This is a genomic window from Streptomyces sp. NPDC020958, from assembly GCF_055562175.1.
Window position 1 is genome coordinate 425,680 of record NZ_JBVHFU010000006.1, and the last position, 24,362, is coordinate 450,041.

General features: G+C 73.3%; 24 protein-coding genes. 12 read left to right on the plus strand and 12 right to left on the minus strand.

The genetic code is table 11. The annotated features are described in order from the left end of the window. Window positions 1-19 precede the first annotated feature (19 nt). The 3 genes from ACZ3KP_RS21250 (at window position 20) to fxsA (ending at window position 3,686) form a co-directional block, all read left to right on the plus strand. Entirely contained in the window at window positions 20-1,624 is a 1,605-nt protein-coding gene (locus ACZ3KP_RS21250; protein WP_467501243.1) for an amidohydrolase, read from the plus strand. A gap of 608 nt (window positions 1,625-2,232) precedes the next feature. Beyond that, complete coding sequence (locus ACZ3KP_RS21255) at window positions 2,233-3,027, plus strand: polyprenol monophosphomannose synthase (protein ID WP_467501244.1); 795 nt, start codon at window positions 2,233-2,235, stop codon at window positions 3,025-3,027. 95 nt (window positions 3,028-3,122) lie between these two features. Beyond that, on the plus strand, window positions 3,123-3,686 hold the full coding sequence (fxsA, locus tag ACZ3KP_RS21260) for an FxsA family membrane protein (protein ID WP_467501245.1): 564 nt from the start codon (window positions 3,123-3,125) through the stop codon (window positions 3,684-3,686). 89 nt (window positions 3,687-3,775) lie between these two features. Here the strand turns inward: fxsA and ACZ3KP_RS21265 are convergent, their stop codons facing one another. The 4 genes from ACZ3KP_RS21265 to yczE all read right to left on the minus strand — a co-directional run bounded on the left by ACZ3KP_RS21265 (window position 3,776) and on the right by yczE (window position 7,244). Beyond that, window positions 3,776-4,150 (minus strand): RNA polymerase-binding protein RbpA, encoded by a 375-nt coding sequence (locus ACZ3KP_RS21265; protein ID WP_003977404.1) that lies wholly within the window; start codon window positions 4,148-4,150, stop codon window positions 3,776-3,778. A 281-nt stretch (window positions 4,151-4,431) separates the two neighbouring features. Then, a complete protein-coding gene (locus ACZ3KP_RS21270) occupies window positions 4,432-5,787 on the minus strand; it encodes an MFS transporter (RefSeq protein ID WP_467501246.1) in 1,356 nt (451 codons plus the stop codon). 39 nt (window positions 5,788-5,826) lie between these two features. Then, window positions 5,827-6,594 (minus strand): glycerophosphodiester phosphodiesterase family protein, encoded by a 768-nt coding sequence (locus ACZ3KP_RS21275; RefSeq protein WP_366892461.1) that lies wholly within the window; start codon window positions 6,592-6,594, stop codon window positions 5,827-5,829. After that, window positions 6,591-7,244, minus strand: coding sequence for a membrane protein YczE (yczE, locus tag ACZ3KP_RS21280; protein ID WP_467501247.1), 654 nt, complete (start codon window positions 7,242-7,244; stop codon window positions 6,591-6,593). Before yczE ends, ACZ3KP_RS21275 begins: the two co-directional genes overlap by 4 nt. Window positions 7,245-7,353: 109 nt before the next feature. Between yczE and ACZ3KP_RS21285 the strand changes: the two genes are divergently transcribed. Then, window positions 7,354-8,853: an SCO1417 family PLP biosynthesis transcription factor gene (locus ACZ3KP_RS21285; RefSeq protein WP_467501248.1), complete on the plus strand. Its 1,500-nt coding sequence runs from the start codon at window positions 7,354-7,356 to the stop codon at window positions 8,851-8,853. A 36-nt stretch (window positions 8,854-8,889) separates the two neighbouring features. On the opposite strand, the gene ACZ3KP_RS21290 is transcribed toward ACZ3KP_RS21285, so the two are convergent. Together ACZ3KP_RS21290 and ACZ3KP_RS21295 are read right to left on the minus strand one after the other, a co-directional pair. Next, window positions 8,890-10,452: a hypothetical protein gene (locus tag ACZ3KP_RS21290; RefSeq protein WP_467501249.1), complete on the minus strand. Its 1,563-nt coding sequence runs from the start codon at window positions 10,450-10,452 to the stop codon at window positions 8,890-8,892. A 37-nt stretch (window positions 10,453-10,489) separates the two neighbouring features. Then, the gene (locus ACZ3KP_RS21295; RefSeq protein WP_046731976.1) at window positions 10,490-10,684 is read right to left on the minus strand and encodes a hypothetical protein; all 195 of its coding nucleotides are present in this window, start codon (window positions 10,682-10,684) and stop codon (window positions 10,490-10,492) included. Between the two features lie 222 nt (window positions 10,685-10,906). On the opposite strand from ACZ3KP_RS21295, the gene ACZ3KP_RS21300 reads away from it, so the two are divergent. Both ACZ3KP_RS21300 and ACZ3KP_RS21305 read left to right on the plus strand, forming a co-directional pair. Continuing rightward, the gene (locus tag ACZ3KP_RS21300; RefSeq protein ID WP_358982700.1) at window positions 10,907-11,299 is read left to right on the plus strand and encodes an ankyrin repeat domain-containing protein; all 393 of its coding nucleotides are present in this window, start codon (window positions 10,907-10,909) and stop codon (window positions 11,297-11,299) included. A gap of 300 nt (window positions 11,300-11,599) precedes the next feature. Beyond that, a complete protein-coding gene (locus ACZ3KP_RS21305) occupies window positions 11,600-13,018 on the plus strand; it encodes a HEAT repeat domain-containing protein (protein WP_467501250.1) in 1,419 nt (472 codons plus the stop codon). A 141-nt stretch (window positions 13,019-13,159) separates the two neighbouring features. Here ACZ3KP_RS21305 and ACZ3KP_RS21310 read toward each other — a convergent pair whose 3' ends face one another. Beyond that, window positions 13,160-13,378 carry a hypothetical protein gene (locus ACZ3KP_RS21310; protein WP_358982781.1) on the minus strand — a complete coding sequence of 73 codons (219 nt, stop codon included), beginning with the start codon at window positions 13,376-13,378 and terminating at the stop codon, window positions 13,160-13,162. On the opposite strand from ACZ3KP_RS21310, the gene ACZ3KP_RS21315 reads away from it, so the two are divergent. Genes ACZ3KP_RS21315 through ACZ3KP_RS21325 form a run of 3 tightly spaced genes read left to right on the plus strand, consistent with a single transcriptional unit; the run spans window position 13,280 to window position 16,469 of the window. Beyond that, the gene (locus ACZ3KP_RS21315; protein WP_467501251.1) at window positions 13,280-14,410 is read left to right on the plus strand and encodes a glycosyltransferase family 4 protein; all 1,131 of its coding nucleotides are present in this window, start codon (window positions 13,280-13,282) and stop codon (window positions 14,408-14,410) included. The two genes, ACZ3KP_RS21310 and ACZ3KP_RS21315, sit on opposite strands and share 99 nt — an antisense overlap. Further along, window positions 14,407-15,621, plus strand: a complete 1,215-nt coding sequence (locus ACZ3KP_RS21320; RefSeq protein WP_467501252.1) for a glycosyltransferase — start codon at window positions 14,407-14,409, stop codon at window positions 15,619-15,621. The genes ACZ3KP_RS21315 and ACZ3KP_RS21320 overlap by 4 nt, the downstream gene beginning before the upstream one ends. Then, window positions 15,618-16,469 (plus strand): SGNH/GDSL hydrolase family protein, encoded by an 852-nt coding sequence (locus ACZ3KP_RS21325; RefSeq protein WP_467501253.1) that lies wholly within the window; start codon window positions 15,618-15,620, stop codon window positions 16,467-16,469. Before ACZ3KP_RS21320 ends, ACZ3KP_RS21325 begins: the two co-directional genes overlap by 4 nt. Window positions 16,470-16,487: 18 nt before the next feature. Here the strand turns inward: ACZ3KP_RS21325 and ACZ3KP_RS21330 are convergent, their stop codons facing one another. The 5 genes from ACZ3KP_RS21330 to ACZ3KP_RS21350 form a co-directional block, all read right to left on the minus strand. Continuing rightward, window positions 16,488-17,357 carry a 5-oxoprolinase subunit C family protein gene (locus ACZ3KP_RS21330; RefSeq protein ID WP_467501254.1) on the minus strand — a complete coding sequence of 290 codons (870 nt, stop codon included), beginning with the start codon at window positions 17,355-17,357 and terminating at the stop codon, window positions 16,488-16,490. Further along, window positions 17,354-17,971 (minus strand): 5-oxoprolinase subunit PxpB, encoded by a 618-nt coding sequence (gene pxpB, locus ACZ3KP_RS21335; protein WP_467501289.1) that lies wholly within the window; start codon window positions 17,969-17,971, stop codon window positions 17,354-17,356. The genes ACZ3KP_RS21330 and pxpB overlap by 4 nt, the downstream gene beginning before the upstream one ends. Window positions 17,972-18,039: 68 nt before the next feature. Next, window positions 18,040-18,798, minus strand: a complete 759-nt coding sequence (locus ACZ3KP_RS21340; RefSeq protein WP_467501255.1) for a LamB/YcsF family protein — start codon at window positions 18,796-18,798, stop codon at window positions 18,040-18,042. Between the two features lie 19 nt (window positions 18,799-18,817). After that, a complete protein-coding gene (locus ACZ3KP_RS21345; RefSeq protein WP_467501256.1) occupies window positions 18,818-19,657 on the minus strand; it encodes a putative hydro-lyase in 840 nt (279 codons plus the stop codon). Continuing rightward, entirely contained in the window at window positions 19,654-20,973 is a 1,320-nt protein-coding gene (locus tag ACZ3KP_RS21350) for an MFS transporter (RefSeq protein WP_467501257.1), read from the minus strand. The genes ACZ3KP_RS21345 and ACZ3KP_RS21350 overlap by 4 nt, the downstream gene beginning before the upstream one ends. A 138-nt stretch (window positions 20,974-21,111) precedes the next feature. Here ACZ3KP_RS21350 and ACZ3KP_RS21355 point away from each other — a divergent pair, with 138 nt between their 5' ends. The 3 genes from ACZ3KP_RS21355 (at window position 21,112) to ACZ3KP_RS21365 (ending at window position 24,348) form a co-directional block, all read left to right on the plus strand. Next, window positions 21,112-21,807, plus strand: coding sequence for a GntR family transcriptional regulator (locus tag ACZ3KP_RS21355; protein WP_467501258.1), 696 nt, complete (start codon window positions 21,112-21,114; stop codon window positions 21,805-21,807). An 80-nt stretch (window positions 21,808-21,887) separates the two neighbouring features. Next, on the plus strand, window positions 21,888-23,414 hold the full coding sequence (locus ACZ3KP_RS21360; protein WP_358982678.1) for a hypothetical protein: 1,527 nt from the start codon (window positions 21,888-21,890) through the stop codon (window positions 23,412-23,414). 64 nt (window positions 23,415-23,478) lie between these two features. Continuing rightward, entirely contained in the window at window positions 23,479-24,348 is an 870-nt protein-coding gene (locus ACZ3KP_RS21365; RefSeq protein WP_467501259.1) for a hypothetical protein, read from the plus strand. Window positions 24,349-24,362: the final 14 nt, after the last annotated feature.

Sequence of the window (24,362 nt, forward strand, 5' to 3'; positions counted from 1 at the left end):
AGGGGCGAGACTGTTCCCCATGAGTGAGCGCACCGAGCAGTCCCTGACCGTTCTCCTCCGCCGCGGCGAGGTGCACAGCCCCGCCGATCCGTTCGCGACCGCGATGGTCGTGGAGCGGGGACAGGTCGCCTGGGTCGGGTCCGAGGGTGCCGCCGACGCGTTCGCCGACGGGGTCGACGAGATCGTCGACCTGGACGGTGCGCTCGTCACCCCCGCCTTCACGGACGCTCATGTCCACACCACGTCCACCGGGCTCGCGCTCACCGGCCTCGACCTGTCGGGGGCGGCCTCGGTCGCCGAGATCCTCACGCTGGTCAGGGACTTCGCCGCCGCCCGCCCGGACGACCGGGTGCTGCTCGGGCACGGCTGGGACGCCTCCCGCTGGTCCGGCGGCCGGCCGCCGAGCCGCGCCGAGCTGGACGCGGCCACCGGCGGACGCCCGCTCTACCTCTCCCGTGTCGACGTCCACTCGGCCGTCGTGACCACCGCCCTGCTGGACCTGGCCCCGGACGCGGCGGCCCGGCAGGACGCCCCGCTGACGGGCGATGCCCACCACGCCGTACGCGCCGCCGCGTTCGCGGCAGTGACGCCCGCCCAGCGTGCCGAGGCCCAGCGCACCGCCCTCGCGCGCGCGGCCTCGCTCGGGGTCGGCACGGTGCACGAGTGCGGCGGCCCGAAGATCTCGTCCGAGGACGACTTCACGGACCTGCTGCGGCTCGCGGCCGAGGTGCCCGGCCCCCGGGTCGTCGGCTACTGGGCCGAACAGGACGCCGACAAGGCGCGGGAGCTGGGCGCGCTCGGCGCCGCCGGTGACCTGTTCGTCGACGGTGCCCTCGGCTCGCACACCGCCTGTCTGCACGAGCCCTACGCCGACGCGGACCACACCGGCGCCGCCTACCTGGACGCGGCGGCCGTCGCCGCGCACGTCGTCGCCTGTACCGAGGCGGGCCTCCAAGCGGGCTTCCACGCCATCGGCGACGCCGCCGTGACCGCCGTGGTGGAGGGCGTGCGCGCCGCCGCCGAGAAGGTCGGCCTCACCCGCGTACGCGCCGCCCGGCACCGGGTCGAGCACGCCGAGATGCTGACCCCCGACCACATCGCCGCCTTCGCCGAACTGGGGCTGATCGCCTCCGTGCAGCCCGCCTTCGACGCCCTGTGGGGCGGGGCGGACGGCATGTACGCCCAGCGCCTCGGCGCCGAGCGGGCCCGCGCCCTGAACCCCTACGCGGCCCTCCTGAAGGCCGGGGTCCCGCTCGCCTTCGGCTCCGACAGCCCGGTCACCCCGCTCGACCCCTGGGGGACCGTCCGCGCCGCCGCCTTCCACCACACGCCCGAGCACCGCGTCTCCGTCCGCGCCGCGTTCACCGCGCACACGCGGGGCGGCTGGCGGGCGATCGGCCGGGACGACGCCGGTGTCCTGGTGCCCGGCGCGCCGGCCGACTACGCGGTGTGGCGCACCGACGAATTGGTGGTGCAGGCCCCGGACGACCGGGTCGCCCGCTGGTCCACCGACCCCCGCTCGGGTACCCCGGGGCTGCCCGACCTGACCCCCGGCCGCGCGCTGCCGGTCTGCCTGCGCACGGTGGTCGGCGGCCGAACGGTGTTCGTACGGCCGGGCGAGTGACCGGACCGCATTCGTACGGCCGGGCGAGTGATCTCCCGGGGTGGCGCGGCCGTGATCACCGACCGCCGCCGCGTCGCGCGACCTGCGCATCCTCTGCTCTGACCAGGGGTTTGAGGGCGTCTGTGCAGGTCAAACGGCTGTTGACAGCCAACGGCAGCGGGCCGGTAGGTTCGGCGGAGTCCACCACCGGACGCCCGACCGGGGAGCAGTTCGCGCACTCGTCGCAGCGCCGCTGGGTCAGGGACGGTGCCCCGCACCGGGGCACCGTCACTGGGAGCCAGGCTCAGCGCCCGCGCCGACGAGGGAACGTTCCGCACGGTCGGGAGGTGTGACCCGGGTGGGGCCCGGAGCTCAGTAGACAACGGCTTTCGGTCGACCCGCAGCCAGCGGGCCCCAGGTCGGCCCGAAGGGCGCCGGGCCCCCATCCGCAGGGGAACGGACCGGCCGTCCGGGGGAACACAGTGGCGAAAGCGCGGATGACGGCCACCTGAAACGGGCATCCTTACCCCGTTCTTGTGCAATCGACACCGCCATACGAATGAGCTGTCACGTCTGCGCAGGCCGTGGCCACTATGGTGGTCCCCTGCGTACGACATGAAGGGGCAGCAGTGAACGACGGCGACGGGACCCTCGCGGCAAAGGCCCAGGGTAGGCAGTTCGGTCCGCTCGGCACGGCCTTGGTGATCATTCCGACCTACAACGAGGCGGAGAACATCAAGTCCATCGTCGGCCGGGTGCGCCAGGCTGTCCCCGAGGCGCACGTTCTGGTGGCGGACGACAACAGCCCCGACGGCACGGGCAAGCTCGCCGACGAACTGGCCGCCGAGGACGACCACGTCCATGTCCTGCACCGCAAGGGCAAGGAAGGCCTCGGCGCCGCCTACCTCGCGGGCTTCCGCTGGGGCATGGAGAACGGCTACGGCGTGCTCGTCGAGATGGACGCCGACGGCTCCCACCAGCCGGAGGAGCTTCCCCGGCTGCTGACCGCGCTGAAGGGTGCCGACCTGGTGCTCGGCTCCCGCTGGGTGCCCGGCGGCAGGGTCGTCAACTGGCCGAAGTCCCGCGAGTTCATCTCCCGGGGCGGCTCGCTGTACTCCCGCCTCGCCCTCGACCTGCCGCTGCGCGACATCACCGGCGGCTACCGCGCCTTCCGCCGCGAGACCCTGGAGGGTCTGGGCCTGGACGAGGTCGCCTCCCAGGGCTACTGCTTCCAGGTCGACCTGGCCCGCCGCGCGGTCAAGGCCGGTTTCCACGTCGTCGAGGTGCCCATCACGTTCGTGGAGCGCGAGCTCGGTGACTCCAAGATGAGCCGGGACATCCTGGTGGAGGCCCTGTGGCGGGTCACCTCGTGGGGCGTCAGCGAGCGGGTGGGCAAGATCACCGGCAAGGGCGGACAGTCCTAGGGCGGCGGCCGCCACCGTCGAGGTCCGGAAACGTCCCAGATCCGGGTGATCATCCCCTTATCCCGCGCTGAGCCGGGCCCAGGCACACTGGGTGCATGACGACTGGCGCGCAGACCCCTCCGTACACCGACCGGCCCCGGCGTTCCCGGCTCGTCCGGTACCTGCCGCTGGGCCTCGCGGCATGGCTCGTGCTGGAGATCTGGCTGCTGACCGTGGTCGCGGGCGCGGCCGGCGGCACCACCGTCTTCCTGCTGCTCGTGGCGGGCTTCGTCGGCGGCGCCGTGGTCATCAAGCGGGCCGGCCGCCGTGCCTTCCAGAGCCTCAACGAGGCGATCCGGCGCGGCGGCTCCCCGGAGCGCGGCGGTGGCAACGGCCTGATGATGCTGGGCGGCCTGCTCCTCATGATCCCCGGCCTGGTCTCCGACGCCCTCGGTCTGCTGCTCCTGCTGCCCCCGGTCCACAAGGCCGTCTCCCGCCTCACGGAACGCACCATCGACCGCAGGCTCCGCGCGGCCGCCCCCGGCACCCTGGGCAACGCCTTCCAGCAGGCCCGGATGCACCGCCCGGACGGCAAGGTGGTGCAGGGCGAGGTGATCAGGCACGAGGGCCCCGACCGGGGTGACGAGCCGACGGGGGAGCGGCCGCCGCTGACGCGGTGACCCTCCGGGAACACAAAGCCGAGGGCGCCGTACGTTCACAGAACGTACGGCGCCCTCGATGGGTTGTGTCGGCTTCCCGTTACACGGAACTATGCGGACTTGCGGCTGTCCCTCGGGTGAACCGCGATGTTCATCGCGCCGGAGCGCAGTACCGCCAGACGCTCCTCGAGGACCTCTTCGAGTTCCTCACGGGTGCGCCGCTCCATCAGCATGTCCCAGTGGGTACGCGCGGGCTTGGCCTTCTTCTCTTCAGGGCCGTCGCCGTCCACGAGGAGTGCCTGGGCCCCGCAGACCTTGCACTCCCACTCCGGCGGGATCTCCGCCTCGACCGAGAAGGGCATCTCGAAGCGGTGCCCCTTCTCGCATGCGTACTCCACGGCCTGGCGCGGGGCCAGGTCGATACCGCGGTCCGTCTCGTAGCTGGTCACCACGAGGCGCGTACCGCGAAGAGCTCGCTCACTCATGAATCGTGCCTCCCGGGCTTGTCGCCCACAGGACAGGTGTCGCTGTCGTCGTCATCCGGTCAACGTCCGGTCGGCGGTAAAGATTCCCGTTCCGGGTCATGCGTCGCCGTCGTAGCCGCCCCTTGTTGTACCCACCAGCGCCCGGTTTGTCACATCTGCTAACAGATGTCACCCAGCGTTTCGGCATCTTTGACGCGCAGTAACGGTACGCCCGGCAGGCCAAACGCGTACACTACCGCCCTTTCGCGTTGAACGCTAAATCTTCCCACTGGATCTTTTTGCTAGATCTTCTGCGGAACCGGGTTGCCCGCCTCGTCGATCGCCCGCCGTACCGGTACCCGCGCGAGCAGCGCGAACCCGATGACGAAGAAGGCCACCAGCGAGATGATCGCCGAACGGTAGCTTCCGCTCAGCTGGTAGGTGATCCCGAACAACAACGGTCCCAACCAGCTCATCCCCCGATCGCTCATCTCGTACGCCGCGAAGTACTCGGCTTCTTTGCCGGGCGGTACGAGGTGCGAGAAGAGCGAGCGCGACAGGGCCTGGCTGCCGCCGAGGACGAGACCGATGCCGCCCGCGAGGACGAAGAACCACACCGGTGCGCCGGCGGGCAGGAAGTACCCCGCCGCCAGCGTCACCGTCCACGCCACCAGCGACCCGAGGATCGTGCGCTTCGCCCCGTGGACCCGCGCCAGCCGCCCCATTCCCAGGGCGCCCGCCACCGCCAGCACCTGCACCATCAGGACGGCGCCGATGAGCGTCGACTGGCCGAGCCCGAGCTCCTCGGAGCCGTACACGGACGCCTGCGAGATCACGGTCTGGATGCCGTCGTTGTAGATGAGGCAGGCCAGCAGGAAGGACAGCGTCAACGGGTGACGGCGCATGTCCCGGACGGTCGCCGACAGTTGACGCAGCCCCGGCGCCGCCGCCCCGGCCGTCCGGTCGCCGCGGCCACCGCGGTCGCGCAGCCGACGCAGCGGCACGAGGGCGAAGGCGCCCCACCACAGACCCGCCGCGGCCAGACAGATGCGGACCGCCTCCGTCTGCGACAGGCCGAAGGAGTCGTGCGCCGAGTAGAGGACCAGGTCGGCCACGAGCACCAGCGAACCGGACGCGTAGCCGAAGGCCCAGCCCCGGGAGGAGACGGTGTCGCGCTCCTCGGGCGCGGCGATCCCCGGGAGGTAGGAGTTGTACAGCATCAGCGCCACGGACTGGGCGGCGTTCGCGACGACCAGCAGCAGGCCGCCGAGCAGATAGCGGTCGCCGTCCAGGAAGAACATGCCGGTCGTCGCCGTGGCCCCGGTGTACGCGGCGACGCCCAGCAGGTGCTTCTTACGGCCCGTGCGGTCGGCCGCGCCGGCCACCAGGGGCATGAGGACGACCGCCAGGACCACCGACAGGGAGACCGAGTACGCGAAGAACGAGCCGGCCCGGACCGGGACGCCGAGCGGGTGCACATAGCCGTCGGCGTCCGCCGCGTGGTCGGCCACCGAGGTGAGATAGGGGCCGAGGAACACGGTCAGGACGCTCGTCGAATAGACCGAGCACGCCCAGTCGTAGACATACCATCCGCGCTGTTCGCGCCGCAGTGCGGCGGCCTCGTCCAAGGCCTCCGTCCGCACGGTCTCCGTGCCCACCCGTGCCCTCGCCCTTCCCGCGGCGGCGCCGCGCGCCTCTCAGACCCAGACGCCCCGGTCCGTCATGACCTCGCGCAGCGTGTCGATGTGATCGGTCATGATGCCATCGACACCCAGGTCCAGGAGCCGGTGCATCCGCGCGGGTTCGTTGATCGTCCACACGTGGACGTGCAGCCCGCGCGCGTGGGCGGCGCGCACGAAGCGCCGGTCCACCACCGGGACCCCCGACTGGGACTCGGGCACCTGGGCCGCCACCGCCGACCGGCGCACCGCCGCGGGTAGCCCCCAGGAGCGCAGCCGCAGCCCGACCACACCACGGGTGCCGAACGAGGTGGCGAGCCGGGGCCCGGCCAGTCGCTGCGCCCGCAGCACCCGCGCCTCCGAGAAGGAGCCGACGCAGACGCGGTCGTAGGAGTCCGTCTTCTCGATCAGGTCGAGAAGCGGGCGCAGGGCGGGCTCGGCCTTGGCGTCCACGTTCCACCGAACGTCCGGGAACTCCTCCAGCAGTTCCTCGAAGAGGGGGAGCGGTTCGCGGCCCGCCACGCGCGCGTGCCGTACGTCGTCCCACGGCAGGTCGGCGATCCGGCCTGCGCCGTCGGTGACCCGGTCCAGGGTGTCGTCGTGGAAGGCGACGAGCCTGCCGTCCGCGGTGGCGTGGACATCGGTCTCGATGTACCGGTAGCCGGCCTCGACCGCGCGCCGGAACTGCGCCACGGTGTTCTCCAGGCCGTCCGCGGCCCCGCCCCGGTGGGCGAAGGCGATGGGGCCGGGGTGGTCCAGGTACGGGTGGCGTTTCGGCGTGCTCACTCGGGCAGTATCGCGTGTTCCGGTGACCCCGTGGCAACGACCGTGCTGCGGCCGGATGCCGCCCGGACGGCGAACACCTTCAGGAACAGCTGCGCGAGCGGCCCGATGGAGACCGCGTACAGGAGCGTGCCGACACCGACGGTCCCGCCGAGCGCGAAACCGGTGACCACGACGGCCACCTCGATCCCGGTCCGGATCAGCCGGATCGAGCGTCCGGTACGACGGTGCAGCCCCGTCATCAGACCGTCCCGGGGCCCCGGCCCGAAACTCGCCGCGATGTACAGGCCGGTCGCCGCTCCGTTCAGCACGATTGCCGCCGCCATCAGTGGCACCCGCAGGACGAACCCGTGCGCCACCGGGACGACGGCGAGCGTGGCGTTCATCGCGAGGCCGATGACGAAGACGTTGGAGACCGTGCCGAGTCCCGGCCGCTGGCGCAGCGGGATCCACAGGACCAGGACGGCCGCGCCCACGATGATCGCCACCGTGCCGATGTCCATTCCGGTGTGCCCGGCGAGGCCCTGGTGCAACACGCCCCAGGGCTCCAGGCCGAGACCGGCCACGACGAGAAGCGCGGAGCTCACGCCGTACAGCGTGAGCCCCACGTAGAGCTGGACCAACCGTCGTCCGAGACGGCCGTGCGTGGACAAGTGGATACCTCCGACGGGAGAGGTGGAAAAGGTGGCCTGACCCGTGTCACTCTGTGGCTTGGGAGGAAGGGCCATCCATGGCCAATTCGGGGAAGGTGGACTGATTCTCATGGCGCAGTGGACGTCAGCGGTGGGGGCCGCGCAGCTCGCTCGGCTGCTCAACTCGCAGCAGGACCGGCCGGCCGGCCCCGGCACCCGGCGCCCGCCCGCCTACCGCGCGCTGGCCGACGGCATCCGGCTGCTCGTCCTCGAAGGCCGCGTCCCGGTCGCCGCCCGGCTGCCGGCCGAACGGGAACTGGCGCTCTCCCTGTCCGTCAGCCGGACGACCGTGGCGGCGGCCTACGAGGCGCTGCGCGCGGAGGGTTTCCTGGAGTCCCGGCGCGGCGCCGGCAGCTGGACCGCCGTCCCGGCGGGCAACCCGCTGCCCGCCCGAGGCCTCGAACCCCTGCCCCCCGAGGCGCTCGGCTCGGTGATCGACCTCGGCACCGCCGCCCTGCCCGCCCCCGAGCCCTGGCTGACCCGGGCGGTCCAGGGCGCCCTGGAGGAACTCCCGCCCTACGCCCACACCCACGGCGACTACCCGGCCGGCCTGCCCGTCCTGCGCGCGATGATCGCGGAGCGCTACACCGCCCGCGGCATCCCCACCATGCCCGAGCAGATCATGGTCACGACCGGCGCGATGGGCGCGATCGACGCGATCTGCCATCTCTTCGGGGGCCGCGGCGAGCGCATCGCCGTCGAGTCGCCGTCGTACGCCAACATCCTCCAGCTGATGCGGGAGGCGGGCGCCCGGCTGGTGCCGGTGGCGATGGCCGAGGGGCTGGGCGGCTGGGACGTGGACCGCTGGCGCCAGGTGCTGCGGGACGCGGCGCCCCGGATCGCGTACGTGGTCGCCGACTTCCACAACCCCACCGGGGCGCTCGCCGACGACGACCAGCGACGCCGGCTGGTGGACGCGGCGCGCTCGGCGGGGACGGTGCTGGTCGCCGACGAGACCATGAGCGAGCTGTGGCTGGACGAGGACGTGACCATGCCCCGCCCGGTCTGCGGCTTCGACCCGGCCGGTTCCACGGTCGTCACGGTCGGCTCCGCCAGCAAGGCCTTCTGGGCGGGCATGCGCATCGGCTGGGTACGGGCGGCCCCGGACGTCGTCCGCAGCCTGGTCGCCGCGCGCGCCTACGCCGACCTGGGGACCCCGGTGCTGGAGCAGCTGGCGGTGAACTGGCTCTTCACCACAGGCGGCTGGGAGCGGGCCGTCGACCTGCGCCGGGCCCAGGCCCGCGAGAACCGGGACGCCCTGGTGGCCGCGGTGCGCCGGGAGCTGCCGGACTGGGAGTTCGAGGTGCCGAAGGGCGGCCTGACGCTGTGGGTCCGGACCGGCGGGCTGTCCGGATCGCGGCTCGCGGAGGCGGGGGAGCGGGTGGGCGTGCGGGTCCCGTCCGGTCCTCGCTTCGGGGTGGACGGGGCCTTCGAGGGGTATGTGCGGCTGCCGTTCACCGTGGGGGGAGCGGTGGCTGAGGAGGCGGCGGCACGGCTGGCCGCGGCGGGGCGGCTGGTGGCGTCGGGGGCAAGCGGAGGGAGCGAGGGGCCGAGGTCGTTCGTGGCGTAGCGGCTCGGCCGCGACCGGCGCCACCCGGCCCCCGCCTCAGCCCTCGGCCACGGCGGCTTCCATCGGAGGTGCTCCGGCCTGTTCCACCACCCCGCTGCGCGGTGGCAGCAGGGCCAGTACCGCCTCCCGGTCCACCTCGCTCGTCGCGTCGTCGTACGGGTCCGGTGTCGCCGGTACCTGAAGGCGCAGCACCGGCCCGAGCCCCAGTCGGGCGTAGCCCCGCCCCGGCGGCACCTGGGCCAAGGGCGTCGTGTGCGGCGGCGCCCCCAGCACCGCCGTCAGCTCGTCCGGCAGCGCCGGTCCCAGCACGACCCGCGCGCGCGTGTGCTGTCGTACCGCCTCGCTCAGCGTGTCCGCGCTGTCGAGATGTTCGGCGACCGCCACGGTGACGTTCGCCGCGCGGCCGTGCCGGAGGGGGACCTGGAGGAGGGACTGCGGGTCCTCGTGGCCGTCTGCCGAGGCCAGGTGGACGAAGGCGCTCGGGCGGTCCAGCAGGATCCACAGCGGACGTCTGCAGTCCTCCGGCGGAGCGTGCCCCGCCTGCCGCGCGAGGTTGAGGGCGATGAGCCGTCGCTCCGTCTCGTGCGCGGCCCACTCCAGGCTGGCGAGCGCCCCGGCCAGGCCGCACTCCACGGCGAGCACCCCGTCCCGGCCGCTGAGGCAGGCGTACTCGCCGGTGCCGCCGCCCTCGACGACGAGCACGTCGCCGTACTGGAGGGCCTGCAGGGCGACCGAGCGCAGCAGGGTCGAGGTGCCGCTGCCGGGCCTGCCCATGACCAGCAGGTGGGGTTCGGTGGAGCGGGCGCCGGTGCGCCAGACGACCGGCGGTACGTCCCGCTGCTCCTCGCCGTACCCGAGCGGGAGCGTGCGCAGGACCTCGGTGGGGTCGGTGAAACCGAGGACCGTCTCGCCCGGCGTGGTGACGAAACGCTGGGCGGCGATGTCGGTGGGCAGCGGGGCGAGGACGGCCACCGTGAGCTGGTTGGCCTCCTCGTCCCACGCGAAGTGGTACTCGCGGCCCCGGCCGGACTTCGCGGTGAGCAAGTGCTCGATCCCCGCGCGGGCCGCGGGGTCGCCGTCCGGGAAGTATGCGGGGTAGCGGATCACCAGCTGGCCGATCCGGCCCGTGTCGTCGAACTCGTGGGCGAGGAAGGCCTTGTCCCACTCCCCGCCGTGTGCGTACAGCGGCGCCGGGTCCTCGGCGGCCGAGAAGTACGGCACCAGGGCCTCGTACAGGGACTGGAGTCGCTGGGCCTGGGACTCGTCGGGACCCTCCGGCGGGGGTGGGGTGCGGTCGCGGCCCTGCCAGGCGCTCGCCGCCATCAGGGTGATGACGGCGAGCAGTGGTCCGTACGGCACCAGCGCCACGACCAGGACGGCCGAGGCCGCCAGGAAGAGCAGTGGCCCGCGCTTGTCCTTGGGCGTCTCCGCCCACCTGCGCCGTCCGGCCGAGGCCAGCCGGCTCAGCCCGCGGGTGACGGTGATGAGCGGGTGGAGGACGTCGGTGGCGTTGTCGGCAGCCGTCCGGGCCAGCTCCCGGCTTCGGGCGAGCTGCGCGGTGCCGTTGCTCAGAATGCGGGGGAGGGGGCGCCGGGCCACTGCTGTCTCCTGATGGTGCGTACGGGCGGGACGAGCGTCAGAACTTGATGCCGCCGAGCAGGCTCGCCAGGCTCTCGCCGCCGGCCTTGATGCTCGGCGCGATGGCCGTGCTGGCGAGGTAGAAGCCGAAGAGCGCCGAGACCGTGGCGTGCGAGGGCTTCAGCCCGTCCTTGCGGAAGAAGAGGAAGACGATGATGCCGAGCACGATGACGCCTGAGATGGAGAGGATCATTGAGATCTCCTGGTGTCGAGGGGGGACAGTCACCATGAGTTCTTCCAGCATCACAGAAGGTATCCATACGATTAAAGGTGCAATTGAGTGAATCTCGGTATATTTCACTCTGCTGGTGGATCACTCTCGACCGGAGCTGACCGGATTGCCCGCCCAGCCCGAACCAGTACGCTGTCGATTCACTCGTATGTCCCGCAGCACACAGGAGAGGCGGTCCCGGTGATGACCGAAGCCCCCGACCCCGAGGTCGTGGAGCTGGCGACCAAGATCTTCGATCTGGCCCGGCAGGGCGGGACCGAGGCGCTGGTGGCGTACCTCGACGCGGGCGTTCCGGCCAACCTCACCAACGACCGCGGCGACTCCCTCGTGATGCTCGCCGCCTACCACGGGCACGCCGAGGCGGTACGAGAGCTGCTCGCCCGGGGTGCCGAGGCGGACCGGGTCAACGACCGAGGTCAGACACCACTCGCCGGAGCGGTCTTCAAAGGTGAGACGGAAGTGATCAGAGTGCTCCTGAACGCGGGCGCGGACCCGGCGGCGGGTACTCCGTCGGCCGTCGACACGGCGCGCATGTTCGGCAAGGCGGACCTTCTGGAACTGTTCGGTACCCACTGACCCATCTGTTCTGACCAGCTAAAGCACACAAAACGGGGGAGGCGGTACAGGGCCGCCGAAATTTCGGTCGCGGCAGGTCGAAGTGCCGAGTCATCATGACGTCGTGATTCACGGACGCGATGGCCGGGCAGGTCTTGCCGCACCGCGCGGGCCGTGATCGGCCCGCACGGGCCACTGACGAGAGGCAGAGAGAAATGGTCTACAGCAAGCAAGAGACGGCGGGCGCCCCGACGTTGTGTCACGCGGCCAGGTAATGCGTGTTCTCCGGTTGCGTCGACGCTTGATGTGAGGCTGTTTCCCATGTTCGATCCGGTCATAGCGCCCAGCGGTACGCTGCTCGGCCTGCTCCAGCGGGGCCGAGGCGACGGCACGCTGCACGCGCTCACCGCCCCGCGCGCCGAGGCGCTCGCGGCGCTGAACCACTGTGTGCTGAGCGACCCCCGCCACGACTGGCAGGTGGAGAACCGCTCCCTGTACTACGCCCGGCTCTACCTCGACCTGAACGGCGAGCTGGACGCCATCGAGGCACACCTCTTCGATCCCGAGGACGTCCTCGATCCCGAGGAGTCCCGCACCGGCCTCGCGCTGGCCGTGCTCGGGCACCTCGCCTCCTACGGCAGGAGGGACGCCCTGGAACTGCTGCGCAGATACGCGGCGTGCGGCGTCAACTGGGCCTGGGCCCTGGACGAGCTGGCCCTGCGGGACGACGACGCGGGCCTGCGCGCCCTCGCCGCCCCGGTGCTCGCCCGCTTCGCCGCCGACGCCGAGGGCGAGGCCGAGCTGGCCGCCGCCGTACGGGACGCCTTCGAGCCACGGCCCTGGCGGCTGTGGGCCGAGGATCCCCGCGAAACGATCGCCACGCGCGTGCGTGCCGCGCAGGAGACCGGCTGCTTCGACCGCTGGCAACGCCAGATGCGACCTACCGGGCCCCGTCCGGGGTGGAGCGTGCGGGCGGTCTTCGAGTGGGCCCAGCAGGGCATCGAGCGGGGGGCGGCACTCCATGTGCCTGCCGCCCGGTGTCTGGTCGCCGTCGCCGGACCCGAGGACCGGCCGGAGATCCTCCGGGCCGCCCAGGACGGCACCGACGGAGCCCGCTGCACCGCCTTGCGCTACCTCGCCGACACCAACGACCCCGCCGCGCCGGACCTGATCGAGGCCGCGGTGACCGACGGCACGGCCACGGTGGTGGAGGCCGCCGTCGACGCTTTCGAACGCATGCGCAGCATCGCCGCCGTCGACCGCGCCCGTGGCTGGGCCCGCCGCCCCGACGCCCTCGGTGCGGCCGCCGGCCGGATGCTCGCCTGCCGGGGCGGCGCCCAGGACAGCGAACTGGTCCTCGCGGCGCTCCGGGAGGCCGTCCGCGGCGAAGGCCCCGACGCACCCACCCTCTGGACGCTCGTCGACGGCACCGGACGGCTCGGCATCGCCTGCGCCGCCCCCGTCCTGCGTCACGTCTACCGCGAGACCGCCTCGTCCCACCTGCGCGGCCGCACCGCCCGCGCCCTGGCCGCCACCGACCCCTCCTTCGCCACCGGCTTCGCCGTCGAATGCCTGTGGGACTGCGAGGAGACCACCCGCGAGATCGCCGCCCGGCACGCCGAGACCGGTGACGCCCGGGTCGTCGAACAACTCCGCCGGCTCGCCGCCGACCCCGCCGAGGAGGCCGAGGTCCAGACGGCCGTACGCAGCCGCATCGGACCGGACGCACCCGCCGTGTGACACGGGACCACGGGGGAAACACGGCGGCATCGGCACCGCGGGCACCACGAGAACCACGGGGACCACGGGAACCACGGGGGACCCTCACACGTTGCAGGTGCGGACGACCGCCCGCCGGATGAACGAGCGGTGACCGGCGGATCAGCCGGACATGGACACCGGCTGACCCGCTCGGGTGTGCAGAGCAACGCTCATGGGACGTTTAACATCCGGAAAGATCCACTTTGACGCGGCCACGTCCAGCACGGCGACAACACCGGTATGCGTGTCGTCATCGTGACCGAATCCTTTCCCCCCGATGTGAACGGCGTGGCCCACTGCGCGCTCCAGACCGCCCGACACCTCGTCGATCGCGGTCACGCCCCCCTCGTCGTCGCCCCCGCTCCCGCTCCCGGAAACAGGCTCGCCGCGGCCGAGGCGCCCTGCCCTGTCGTCCATGTCCCCTCCCTCCCGCTCCCGGGCTATCCCCAGGTCCGAGTGGCTCTCCCCAGCCGCAGACTCGCGGCCGCGCTGATCGGGCACCGCCCCGACGTGGTGCACCTGGCCAGCCCCTTCATCCTCGGCGTCCGCGGCATGGCCGCCGCCGCCCGGCTCGGCATCCCCGCCGTCGCCGTTTACCAGACCGACCTGGCCGGATACGCACGGACCTACGTGGGCGCCGGCGAGGCGGCCGCCTGGCGGCGGATCCGGTCCGTCCACGGCGCCGCCGACCGCACCCTCGCCCCGTCCACCGCCTCGATCGGCGACCTGGAGGCGCACGGCGTCCCCCGGATCCAGCTGTGGCAGCGCGGCGTGGACACCGTCCGCTTCCGCCCCGAGTTCCGCGACGAGGCGCTGCGCCGCGAGATCGCCCCGAACGGCGAGGTGATCGTCGGCTACGTCGGCCGTCTCGCCCCCGAGAAGCAGGTCGAACTCCTCGCCGGGGTCTGCGCCCTGGAGGGCGTGAAGGTCGTGATCGTGGGCGACGGGCCCGCTCAGGCCCACCTCACCGAGGCGCTGCCCGGCGCGGTCTTCCTCGGCCGCCGCACCGGCGACGAGCTCGCCCGGATCTTCGCCTCGTTCGACGTCTTCGCCCACACCGGCCCGTTCGAGACCTTCTGCCAGACCGTCCAGGAGGCCATGGCAAGCGGGGTCCCGGTCGTCGCCCCCGCCGCCGGCGGCCCCATCGACCTGGTCGACCACGGCCGCACCGGGTTCCTGGTCCCGCCGCGCGACGCCGGGGCCGTACGGGAGGCCGTCGCCTCCCTCGTCGCCGACGCCGGCCTGCGGACCGCGTTCGGCGCCGCCGCGCGGGCCACCGTCGAGGGCCGCACCTGGGCCGCCGTCGGCGACCAGCTGATCGGCCACTACGAGGACGTGCTCGCGGCACGCCGGCCGGTGGTGGCGGCATGAGCGCCTCCCCGTCCGTCCCGCCGGGCCCGCTGCGCATCGTCCGGCTGGCGAACTTCGTCGCCCCCTCCTCCGGGGGCCTGCGCACCGCCCTGCGCGAACTCGGGAAGGGCTTCGTCGCGGCAGGTCACGAATCCGTCCTGATCGTGCCCGGCGAGCGCTACTCCGACCGGGACGAGGAGCAGGGCCGGGTCATCACCCTGCCCGGCCCGCTGCTGCCCGGCACCGGCGGTTACCGCGTCCTCGTCGACAAGCGGCGGGTGCAGACCCTGCTGGAACACCTCGCGCCCGACCGCCTGGAGGTGTCCGACCGCACCACCCTGCGCTGGACCGGCCGCTGGGCCCGGCGGGCCCGGATCCCCGCCGTGATGGTCTCCCACGAGACCGCCGACGGCGTCCTGCGGACCTGGGGCATGTCCGAGAACATGTCCCGCCGCACCGCCGACGCGCTCAACGCCCGTACGGCGCACACCTACGCGCGCGTGGTGTGCACCACCGAGTTCGCCGAGCGCGAGTTCGTCCGCATCGGCGCCCGCAACGTCGTCCGCGCACCGCTGGGCGTCGACCTGGTGAGCCGCCACCCCTCGCTGCGCGACCCCGACCTGCGGGCCCGCTACGCGCGCGAGGACGAGACGCTGCTGGTGATGTGCTCGCGGCTGTCCGTGGAGAAGCGGCCGGGCACCGCCCTCGACGCCGTGGACGCGATGGTGCGGCGCGGGCGGCGGGTGGTCCTGATCGTCGCCGGTGACGGGCCGTTGCGCGAGCGTCTCGAACAGCGGGCGCGGGAACGCAGGCTGCCGGTCACCTTCCTGGGACACGTCTCCGACCGCGGCACCCTGGGCGCACTGCAGGCGTCCGCGGACGTGTGCCTGGCGCCCGGGCCCGCGGAGACCTTCGGGCTCGCCGCCCTGGAGGCCATGGCCTGCGGGACACCCGTGGTCGCCAGCGCGTCCTCCGCGCTGCCCGAGGTGATCGGATCGGCGGGGGCCACCGCGGCCGACCGCGGCGAGGCGTTCGCCGACGCCGTGGAGACGATCCTGGAGCGGCCCGCCGCCGAACGCCGGGAAACGGCACGCGCGCGTGCGGAGTGCTTCGGCTGGCGAACGGCCGTGGAGGCGTTCCTCGACGCGCACGACGCGCCGCTGACGTGCCACCGGCCCGAGGACGCGGCGACGGCACCGGCCCGCCGTGTCGTGGCGGAGGGCGTGGCATGAGAACCGTACGGTTCGTGGCGCTCGGGGACTCGCTGACCGAGGGCGTGGGCGACCCCGCGGGCGACGGGTGGCGCGGCTGGGCCGCGCTGCTGGCCGGCGGACTCGCGGCACAGGACGTGGACTTCACGAACCTCGCGGTCAGCGGGGCGCAGACCCGGGACGTGCTGGAACGTCAGACCCCGGCCGCACTGGAACTGCGCCCCGACATCGTCGCGGTCGTCATAGGCGTCAACGACACCCTGCGCTGCACCTTCGACATCCACGCGGTGGCCGAACGGCTGGACAAGGTGTACGCCGCCTTCACCGCGTCGGGCGCGACGCTGCTCACGGCCTGCCTGCCCGACCCCGGTTCGATGCTCGGGCTGCCGGGTGCCCTGGCCCGCCCGCTGGCCCGCCGGCAGCGCGCGGTCAACACGGTGGTGCACGCGCTGTCCGAACGGTACGGCGCCGTCCACCTGCACGCGGCGGAGGGCGCCTGGCTCGCCGACCGCGCGATGTGGAGCGCGGACCGGCTGCACCCCGGCGAGCGCGGCCACCGGCAGCTCGCCGTCCGCTTCCACGCCCTGCTCGCCCCGTTGGGCAAGGCGACCGGGACGGCGCCGTCGTCCGAGCCCGAGTTCCCGGCGCCGACCAGGAAGGCGAGCCTGCTCTGGCTGGCCACCGCCGGTACCGCCTGGGTGATCAGGCGCTGCCGCGACCTGCTGCCCCAGCTGCTGCGGCTGGCCGTCGACGAGATGCGGCACCGTCGCAAGGGCACCAGCGCCCGCCTGGACCTGAGCGCGTCGGCCGCCGTCTCCGCGGCACTGGCCGCCCTCCAGCCACCGGAGCGCCCGGCCGACGCCGCGTGAGGGGGCGCCCGGACTGTTTCAGCGGCGGCGTACGGTCACGAAGCGCACCGGGGTGCCCGGGACCGCCTGGGCCGCCGCCGGGAGGTCGGCGGCACGGACCACCGCGATCACCGGGTAGCCGCCGGTGGTCGGATGGTCGGCCAGGAACACCACTGGACGGCCGTCCGGGGGGACCTGGACGGCACCGAGCACCATGCCCTCGCTGGGGAGTTCACCGGGACGGGCCCGCTCCAGGGCCGGCCCCTCCGTGCGCAGCCCGATGCGGTTGCTCGCCGACGACACCCGGTACGCGCGCGTGGTGAACACGCGGGCGGCCTCGGGCGTGAACCAGTCGGCACGCGGACCGGGCGTCACCCGCAGCACCAGCTCCGTCGGCGGGGACGGCTGCGGTACGACGTCCACGCGCGCGTACGGGCCCGCCGGAGCGCCCAACGGCAGCACAACGCCGTCCGCCAGCGGCGCGGGTCCGAGCCCGGAGAGCAGGTCCGTGGCCCGGCTGCCCAGCACCGGATCGACGGCGATCCCTCCGGAGACGGCCACATAGCTGCGCACCCCGGACAGAGCCGCCCCCACTTCCAGGAGCTCTCCGGCCGGCACCACGACGGGCGCGCCCCACGCGGCCGGCCGGCCGCCCACCGCCACCGGGCACGGCGCGCCCGCGACCGCCACCACCACCGCGGAACGTGCCCGCAGGGCACAGCCGTTGAGGGTGGTCTCCAGGACGGCCGCCGCGGCCGAGTTGCCGACCAGGCGGTTGGCGAGGGCGGCGGCAGGCGCGTCCAGGGCCCCGGAACGGGGCACCCCGAGATGCGCGTACCCGGGCCGTCCCCGGTCCTGCACGGTGGTCAGCGCCCCGGCGCGCACGACGACCAGCGCACGGTCGGTCATACGTCCCCCACCGGTACGAACCGGACCCGTGTCCCCGGCGCCAGCAGCGCGGCGGGCACGCGCGCGTGGTCCCACAGCACCGCCTCCGTCGTCCCGATCAGCTGCCAGCCGCCCGGCGAGGAGCGCGGGTACACGCCGGTGTAGGGCCCGGCCAGCGCCACCGCCCCGGCGGGCACGGCGGTGCGCGGGGTGGCCCGGCGCGGCACGTCGTAGCGGTCCGGCAACCCGGTCAGGTAGCCGAAGCCGGGCGCGAAGCCGCAGAAGGCGACCGTGAACTCGGTGCCCGCGTGGATACGGGCCACCTCCCGTTCGGTCACCCGCCAGTGCGCGGCGACGTCGGCGAGGTCCGGGCCGTCGTACCGCACGGGGAGTTCGACCGCGGCCCGCGCGGGTGCAGGAGTGCGAGGGAATTCCGCGGTGGTCAGCTCGGCGGCCCGGCGGGCGGGGTCGTCGACGCCGTCGAGCAGGACGGTGCGGGCGGCCGGCACGATCTCGCGGACCGTCAGCGAGCCCTCCGCACGGCGGCGCACCAACTCGGCGTGCAGCCAATGCGCCTCGGCACCGGAGCCGACCTCCACGAGGAGGGCGTCGTCACCGACGGGATGGACGGTCATCGGCAGGGCGGTGCCGGTTCCCGCCTCCGGGCTCACGCCAAGGCCCTCGCTCCCCGGACGGCTGCCGCTCACGCGAAGGCCGCCACGGTCACGCCCGCGTCCGTGAGCCGTGCGCGCACCCTGCGCGCCAGCTCCACGGCGCCCGGGGTGTCGCCGTGCAGACAGAGCGAGCGGGCGCGCACGGCGATGCGCGCGCCGGAGTACGCGGTGACCGCGCCGGAGCGTGCGAGTTCCACCGAGCGCTCCACGACCGCCTCCGAGTCGCTCACCACCGCCCCCTCCCGCCCGCGCGGGACGAGCGTGCCCTCGTCGGTGTACGCGCGGTCCGCGAACGCCTCCGTGACAGCCGGCAGCCCCGCCTTCGCCGCCAGCGCCAGCAACCGCGAACCGGGCAGCCCGAGCACGGGCAGCGAGCCGTCCGCGAGGAGCACCCCGTCGACCACCGCGGCGGCCTGCTCCTCGTCGTGCACCACCCGGTTGTAGAGCGCGCCGTGCGGCTTCACATAGGCCACGCGCGAGCCCGCGGCGCGGGCGAAGACCTCGAGCGCGCCGATCTGGTAGGCCACTTCGGCCGCCAGTTCCGCGGGCGGCACGTCCATCGCGCGCCGCCCGAACCCGGCCAGATCCCGGTAGGACACCTGGGCGCCGATCGTCACCCCGCGCCCCGCCGCCAGCTCGCACACCCGCCGCATGGTGGCCGCGTCCCCCGCGTGGAAACCGCAGGCCACGTTGGCGCTGGTGACGACGGACAGCAGCTGCTCGTCGTCGGTGAGCCGCCAGCGGCCGAAGCCCTCGCCGAGGTCGGCGTTCAGATCGATCGAGGTCATGGATCGGCTGTCTCTCCTGTCAGGCCACACGGAACTGCTCGTCGCGGGCGTCGCTGATGAACATCTGGCCCGGCGCGTGGGTGAGGGCGAACGGCGGCCGGGAGGCCGTCACCGCCGCCTGCGGGGTCACCCCACAGGCCCAGAACACCGGGATGTCGTCCGCTTCGGTGTCCACCGGGTCGCCGAAGTCGGGCCGGCCGAGGTCGTCGATGCCGAGCGCCGAGGGATCGCCGCAGTGTACGGGGGAGCCGTGCACCGCGGGGAGCAGACTGCTCTCCCGGATCGCGGCCGACAGGTGGTGCGGCGGCACCGGGCGCATCGACACCACCATCGGCCCGCGCAGCCGCCCCGCGGGGCGGCACGGACGGCTCGTCACGTACATGGGCACGTTCCGGCCCTGCTCGACATGCCGGATCGGCACCCCGGCCGCGGCCAGCGCCCACTCGAACGTGAAACTGCAGCCGAGCAGGAACGACACCAGGTCGTCCCGCCAGTACGCCCGCACGTCCGTCGGCTCGTCCACCAACTCCCCGTCCCGCCACACCCGATAGCGCGGCAGGTCGGTGCGCAGGTCCGCGCCCGGCGCGAGCACTGTGCCGGTGGCACCGGCGTCGGTGACGTCGAGCACCGGGCAGGGCTTGGGGTTGCGCTGGCAGAACAGCAGCATCTCGTAGGCCCAGTCGGCGGGCACCGAGATCAGGTTGGCCTGGGTGTGACCGGCCGCGACCCCGGCCGTGGCGCCAGTGAGGCCGGCCCGGAAGCGGGCCCGGGCGGTTTCCGGGCGCCACGCGTGCGCGTGCCCGTCGGTCAGGACGACAGGGCGGTCCTCGGCCGAGAGGACGGGTTCCGTGTGGTTCACGCCAGTTCCTTTCCGCGCGTCTCCGGCAGCCCGAGCAGCGCCAGGGCGGCGAGTCCGTAACCGGCCGCGCCGAAGACCAGCGCGCCGCCGACGCCCCAGCTGTCGGCCAGGAAGCCCACCAGGGTCGGGAAGACCGCGCCGACCGCGCGTCCCGCGTTGTACGTGAAGCCCTGCCCGGTGCCGCGCACCTCCGTCGGGTACAGCTCGCTCAGGTACGAGCCGAAGCCGCTGAAGATCGCCGACATGCAGAAGCCGAGCGGGAAACCGAGCACCAGCAGCAGAGTGTCGGCGCTGCCGGGGATGTGCGCGTACGCCAGCACGCAGACCGCCGAGAGCAGCGCGAACAGCCAGATGTTGCGCCGTCGGCCCAGCCGGTCGGTGAGGTACCCGCCGGTCAGGTAACCGAGGAAGGCCCCGGAGATCAGGAAGGCCAGATAGCCTCCGGTGCCGACGACCGACAGCCCGCGCTCGGACTTGAGGTACGTCGGGATCCAGGTCGCCAGCGTGTAGTAGCCGCCCTGGACGCCCGTCGACAGCAGACCCGCGAAGACGGTGGTGCGCAGCAGCCCCGGGGCCCCGGCCGTACCCGGCCGGAAGATCGCCGTGAACGAGCCGCGGGCCGCGCTCCGTTCCCGCGCGGCCGTCGCCTGCGGGGCGTCGTGCACCCGGCGGCGCAGCCACACCACGAGCAGCGCGGGCAGCGCACCGGTCCAGAACATCACCCGCCAGGCCAGGTCGTCGCCGACGAACGAGAAGACCAGCGTGTAGGCGATCGCCGCGAGGGCCCAGCCGACGGCCCATGCGCTCTGCACCGCGCCCAGGGTGCGGCCCCGGTGCCGGGCGCTCGCGTACTCGGCGACCAGGATCGCGCCGACCGCCCACTCGCCGCCGAAACCGAGGCCCTGCAGGGCGCGGAACACCAGCAGGGTCTCGTAGTCGGGCGCGAAGCCGCAGGCCACCGTGAAGACCGCGTAGGTGGTCACCGTGATCATCAGGGCCCGGACCCGGCCGACCCGGTCCGCGAACACGCCCGCCGCGGCGCCGCCGACCGCGGAGACCACCAGGGTGACCGTGGTGAACAGGCCGGTCTGGCCGCTGTCCAGGCCGAAGTACGCCGCGAGCGCGACCATGCTCAGCGGCAGGGTGAAGTAGTCGTACGCATCCAGGGCATAGCCGCCGAAAGCGCCGGCGAACGCGCGCCGGCCGCGGGGGCCGAGGGCGGGCAGCCAGCCGAACGCGCCATCGCGGCACGGGTGTTCACCCCTGGCCGGGTGGGGGTCGGAGGTCACGGCTTGTGGTGGCGGGGTCGTGCTCATGGGCACCTCGCAGATGAGGGACGGAGGGTGCGGAGCGTGATCGAGCGCGGAGGAGCGTGAGGAGCACCGTAGAGGATCGTTCAACGATCCCTCAATAGCTACGTTGTCTCGTCCTTGGCTCTGCGGTTGAATTCGGGCATGACAGAGCAGCTGACGGGACTGGCCGACGACCGTGCCCTCCTCGGGCGGACCAGCACCGCCGAACGGGTCTCCGACATCCTCAGGAGCCGGATCGCCGACGGCTACTTCCCGCCGGGCACCCGCCTGTCGGAGGACGGCATCGGCGGCGCCCTCGGCGTCTCCCGCAACACCCTGCGCGAGGCGTTCCGGCTGCTCACTCACGAACGCCTGCTCGTCCACGAACTCAACCGGGGCGTCTTCGTCCGGGTCCTGACCGTCGAGGACGTCGAGGACATCTACCGCACCCGCGTCCTCGTCGAGTGCGCCGTGGTCCGCGGCCTCGGCGAGCCGCCGTACGCCCTGGACGCACTGGCGGCGGCGGTCGGCGAGGGGCAGTCGGCGGCGGCCGGAGATGACTGGAAAGCAGTGGGTACGGCCAATATCCACTTCCACCGCGAACTCGTCGCCCTGGCCCGCAGCGAACGCACCGACGAACTGATGCGCAGCGTCTTCGCCGAACTCCGCCTGGCCTTCCACGTGGTGGACGACCCGCACGCCCTGCACGAGCCGTACCTGGCCCGGAACCAGGAGATCCTCCAGACGCTGCGAACCGGTGACCGGCACGGCGCGGAACACCTGCTGGAGACATACCTCACGGACTCCCTGGAACGAGTGGTGGACGTCTACCGCCGCCGGGTCGACAGCGCCCCGTGAGTCCAGCCAGTGGTGTCCCCCGGCGGAGCCGTCCCGCGCCGTTTGGGCCGTTGTCAGACCAAGGACCTAGTCTGTGCACCGTGACTTCGCCTGCACCGACGGACAGCGTTCCGCCCCAGCTCAGCGCGGGGCCGCGCCCGGCGCCGGGCCCGGCCGCCGACGAGGGGCTGGCGCGGCGGCTGCGCGCGCTCGCCTGCACCGCGCCGCTGCACGACCTGGACGCCCGCAAGGCGAACCTGGCCGGTGAGTACTCGGTGTACGGCATGGCCGAGGTGGCCCTTTCCGCGATCGACCTGGTCACGCTGAACATGGACTTCGACACCGGCGCCGACCACGAGCAGATCGTCGCCCGGCTCATCCCGCGCATCTCCGCCCAGACCCCGCACCGTCCCGCCGCCGAGCACGAGCGGGTGGCCCGCTGGGTCCTGGAGAACCTGATCAACGTCGGCAGCGTCGACCGCGGCTTCCGCGCGGTGTACGGCACCTTCGCGCCCGACGGCTCGTACGTCCGCCGGGACTACGACTTCAAGCTGATCGAGGAGGTGCCGGGCCCGGGCGGCACGGTCTACCTCCGCACGACCGACGAAGCGGTCAACGTCCTGGTCGGCGCCCTCGACACGGACGTCACCAGCGCCCAGATCGCCGCCGAGGTCAAGCTGGAGGTGCTGATCAACCGCGGCCGGCTGGCCGACGCCCAGCTCGCCGCCGAGCAGGCCCGCTACCGGACCGTGCAGTACTCGGAGAGCCTGCGCCGCGCCCTGGAGGCCACCCGGCGCAACGTCCGCGCGGTGGACTGGCTCAACGCCGTGCCCGACATGATCGCCGAGGCGCTGGACCACGTCGCCGACCGGTACCGGCACGAGAACGCGATCCTCACCAACATCCGCAAGGCCCGCGACGAGACCGAGGACGCCGAGAACAAGCGGCGCGCCGCCGAACTCGTGGACATCGTCAAGGACTGCATCCGACGGCACACCCAGTTGCAGTCGCGACTGCTGGAGGCCGGCCCGCTGTTCCGCGCGGAGCAGGACCGGCAGGCGTTCGCGACGCCCATGACGACGTCCGGAACAGACCTGTACGGGCATCTCCTCGCGCCGGTGCTGCCGTTGCCGCTGGCACAGGCGAGCCGGGTCACAGGGGCGTTCTTCGCGCACGGGACCGGCCTGCGGACACCGGTCGCGGTGCGGGTGGGCGACCTCGTCGACATACTGCTGACCCCGCCCGTGGAGCGGGAGCACCTGGGTGCGGAGATGCCGGAGCCGGACCTCATCGCCACACCGGACGACAGCCGGTTCAGCGAGTCCCAGCTGGCGGCCGCGATGGAGCTGCTGGACCTGCCGGCCGACGCGCCGCGGCGGTTGTCGGGGCTGCTGGCCGAGGCGCGCCGCACCGATCCCGAGCTGCCCTATCTGGTGGCTCTGCTGGCGGTGCACGCGGCCAGTCCCGCGGTCGGTACGGCGTACCGGCAGGGTGAGGAGAAGCTCCTGTTCGCCGTGGACGACGGGACGGAGCTGGACGATCCCGAGTTCGGCGGCGCGGATCTCATCGTGGGTACCGCTCTGCTGGACGCGGCGGGGATGGCGGCGGACCGGACCGAGGCCGCGTGATGGCCTGTGCCGGGCGTGAGCCCCGTGAGCCCCTGCCAGTTGCCGAGTTCGAGGAGTTGTCGTCGTGAGCGAGTACGTCGAGGCCGAGGCGTCCCCCGGGGCGGCGCCCGCCGCCGTCACGCCGGCCGACGCCGCCGACGCCGCGCGGCTCGTCGCCTTCGGTCTGCAGCCCAAGCTGCAGCCCGCGCGAGACCAGGAGTACACGGAGCTGCTGCGGCGCTACCGGGAGGACCCCGCCTTCGCGCGGCTCGCGGACGCCGTGGCCGCCGGGCTCGGGCTCGTGGTCCTTGAGGTGTCGCCGCGCGCGGGGATGGCGGTGGCCGCCGCCGAGGACTCGGTGTTCGCCGTTCGCATGGGTGACTACGCGCGTCGTACCTCCGCGGACGGCAGCGACCGGTTCCTGCACGGGCTCGCCCATCTCGCCGTCGCCGCGCTGGCGTTCCCCCGCCCCGAGGACCTGGCCGACGACGGCTACATCGGTCGGATCACGGTCAACGGCGTCGACGCCTTCGTCCGGCAGGCCTGCCGTCGCCTGGAGGAGCGCGCGGAGGAACGGGGGGAGAACACCGACCCGGCCACCGACGCGCCCGGTCTGGAGGCCGCCTGGCGGATCTGGGCCAGGCGCAGCGCGACCGGCGCCACCAAGGACGCCCGCAGGCTCGCCGGTTCCACCACCGGCATCATCGGCAAGGCGGTCGCCTTCCTCACCGACTCCGGCTTCCTCCAGCGCACGGGTGACGACCAGGGCGGCACCTACCGCACGACGGCCCGCTACCAGCTCCAGGTACGGGACCTGGCAGGCAGCGCCGCCATGGCCGAACTGCTCGAACTGGGCGTCGTCCCGGTCACCGACGGCACGGCCAGCCTGATGCCCGCCGAGCACACCGAGGACCTCGACCTGGTCGCCGACGCCGGGCTGCCGTTCCACTCCTGAGCCCTCCGAACCCC

What these genes read in the sequence shown, in the direction of transcription:
- ACZ3KP_RS21340 (WP_467501255.1), bottom strand. Translation starts at nt 18,798, where the DNA reads ATGACCTCGATCGATCTGAACGCCGACCTCGGCGAGGGCTTCGGCCGC.
- fxsA (WP_467501245.1), top strand. Translation starts at nt 3,123, where the DNA reads ATGACGACTGGCGCGCAGACCCCTCCGTACACCGACCGGCCCCGGCGT.
- ACZ3KP_RS21320 (WP_467501252.1), top strand. Translation starts at nt 14,407, where the DNA reads ATGAGCGCCTCCCCGTCCGTCCCGCCGGGCCCGCTGCGCATCGTCCGG.
- pxpB (WP_467501289.1), bottom strand. Translation starts at nt 17,971, where the DNA reads ATGACCGTCCATCCCGTCGGTGACGACGCCCTCCTCGTGGAGGTCGGC.
- ACZ3KP_RS21330 (WP_467501254.1), bottom strand. Translation starts at nt 17,357, where the DNA reads ATGACCGACCGTGCGCTGGTCGTCGTGCGCGCCGGGGCGCTGACCACC.
- ACZ3KP_RS21350 (WP_467501257.1), bottom strand. Translation starts at nt 20,973, where the DNA reads ATGAGCACGACCCCGCCACCACAAGCCGTGACCTCCGACCCCCACCCG.
- ACZ3KP_RS21295 (WP_046731976.1), bottom strand. Translation starts at nt 10,684, where the DNA reads ATGATCCTCTCCATCTCAGGCGTCATCGTGCTCGGCATCATCGTCTTC.
- ACZ3KP_RS21265 (WP_003977404.1), bottom strand. Translation starts at nt 4,150, where the DNA reads ATGAGTGAGCGAGCTCTTCGCGGTACGCGCCTCGTGGTGACCAGCTAC.
- ACZ3KP_RS21325 (WP_467501253.1), top strand. Translation starts at nt 15,618, where the DNA reads ATGAGAACCGTACGGTTCGTGGCGCTCGGGGACTCGCTGACCGAGGGC.
- ACZ3KP_RS21300 (WP_358982700.1), top strand. Translation starts at nt 10,907, where the DNA reads ATGACCGAAGCCCCCGACCCCGAGGTCGTGGAGCTGGCGACCAAGATC.
- ACZ3KP_RS21355 (WP_467501258.1), top strand. Translation starts at nt 21,112, where the DNA reads ATGACAGAGCAGCTGACGGGACTGGCCGACGACCGTGCCCTCCTCGGG.
- ACZ3KP_RS21305 (WP_467501250.1), top strand. Translation starts at nt 11,600, where the DNA reads ATGTTCGATCCGGTCATAGCGCCCAGCGGTACGCTGCTCGGCCTGCTC.
- ACZ3KP_RS21285 (WP_467501248.1), top strand. Translation starts at nt 7,354, where the DNA reads ATGGCGCAGTGGACGTCAGCGGTGGGGGCCGCGCAGCTCGCTCGGCTG.
- ACZ3KP_RS21315 (WP_467501251.1), top strand. Translation starts at nt 13,280, where the DNA reads ATGCGTGTCGTCATCGTGACCGAATCCTTTCCCCCCGATGTGAACGGC.
- ACZ3KP_RS21250 (WP_467501243.1), top strand. Translation starts at nt 20, where the DNA reads ATGAGTGAGCGCACCGAGCAGTCCCTGACCGTTCTCCTCCGCCGCGGC.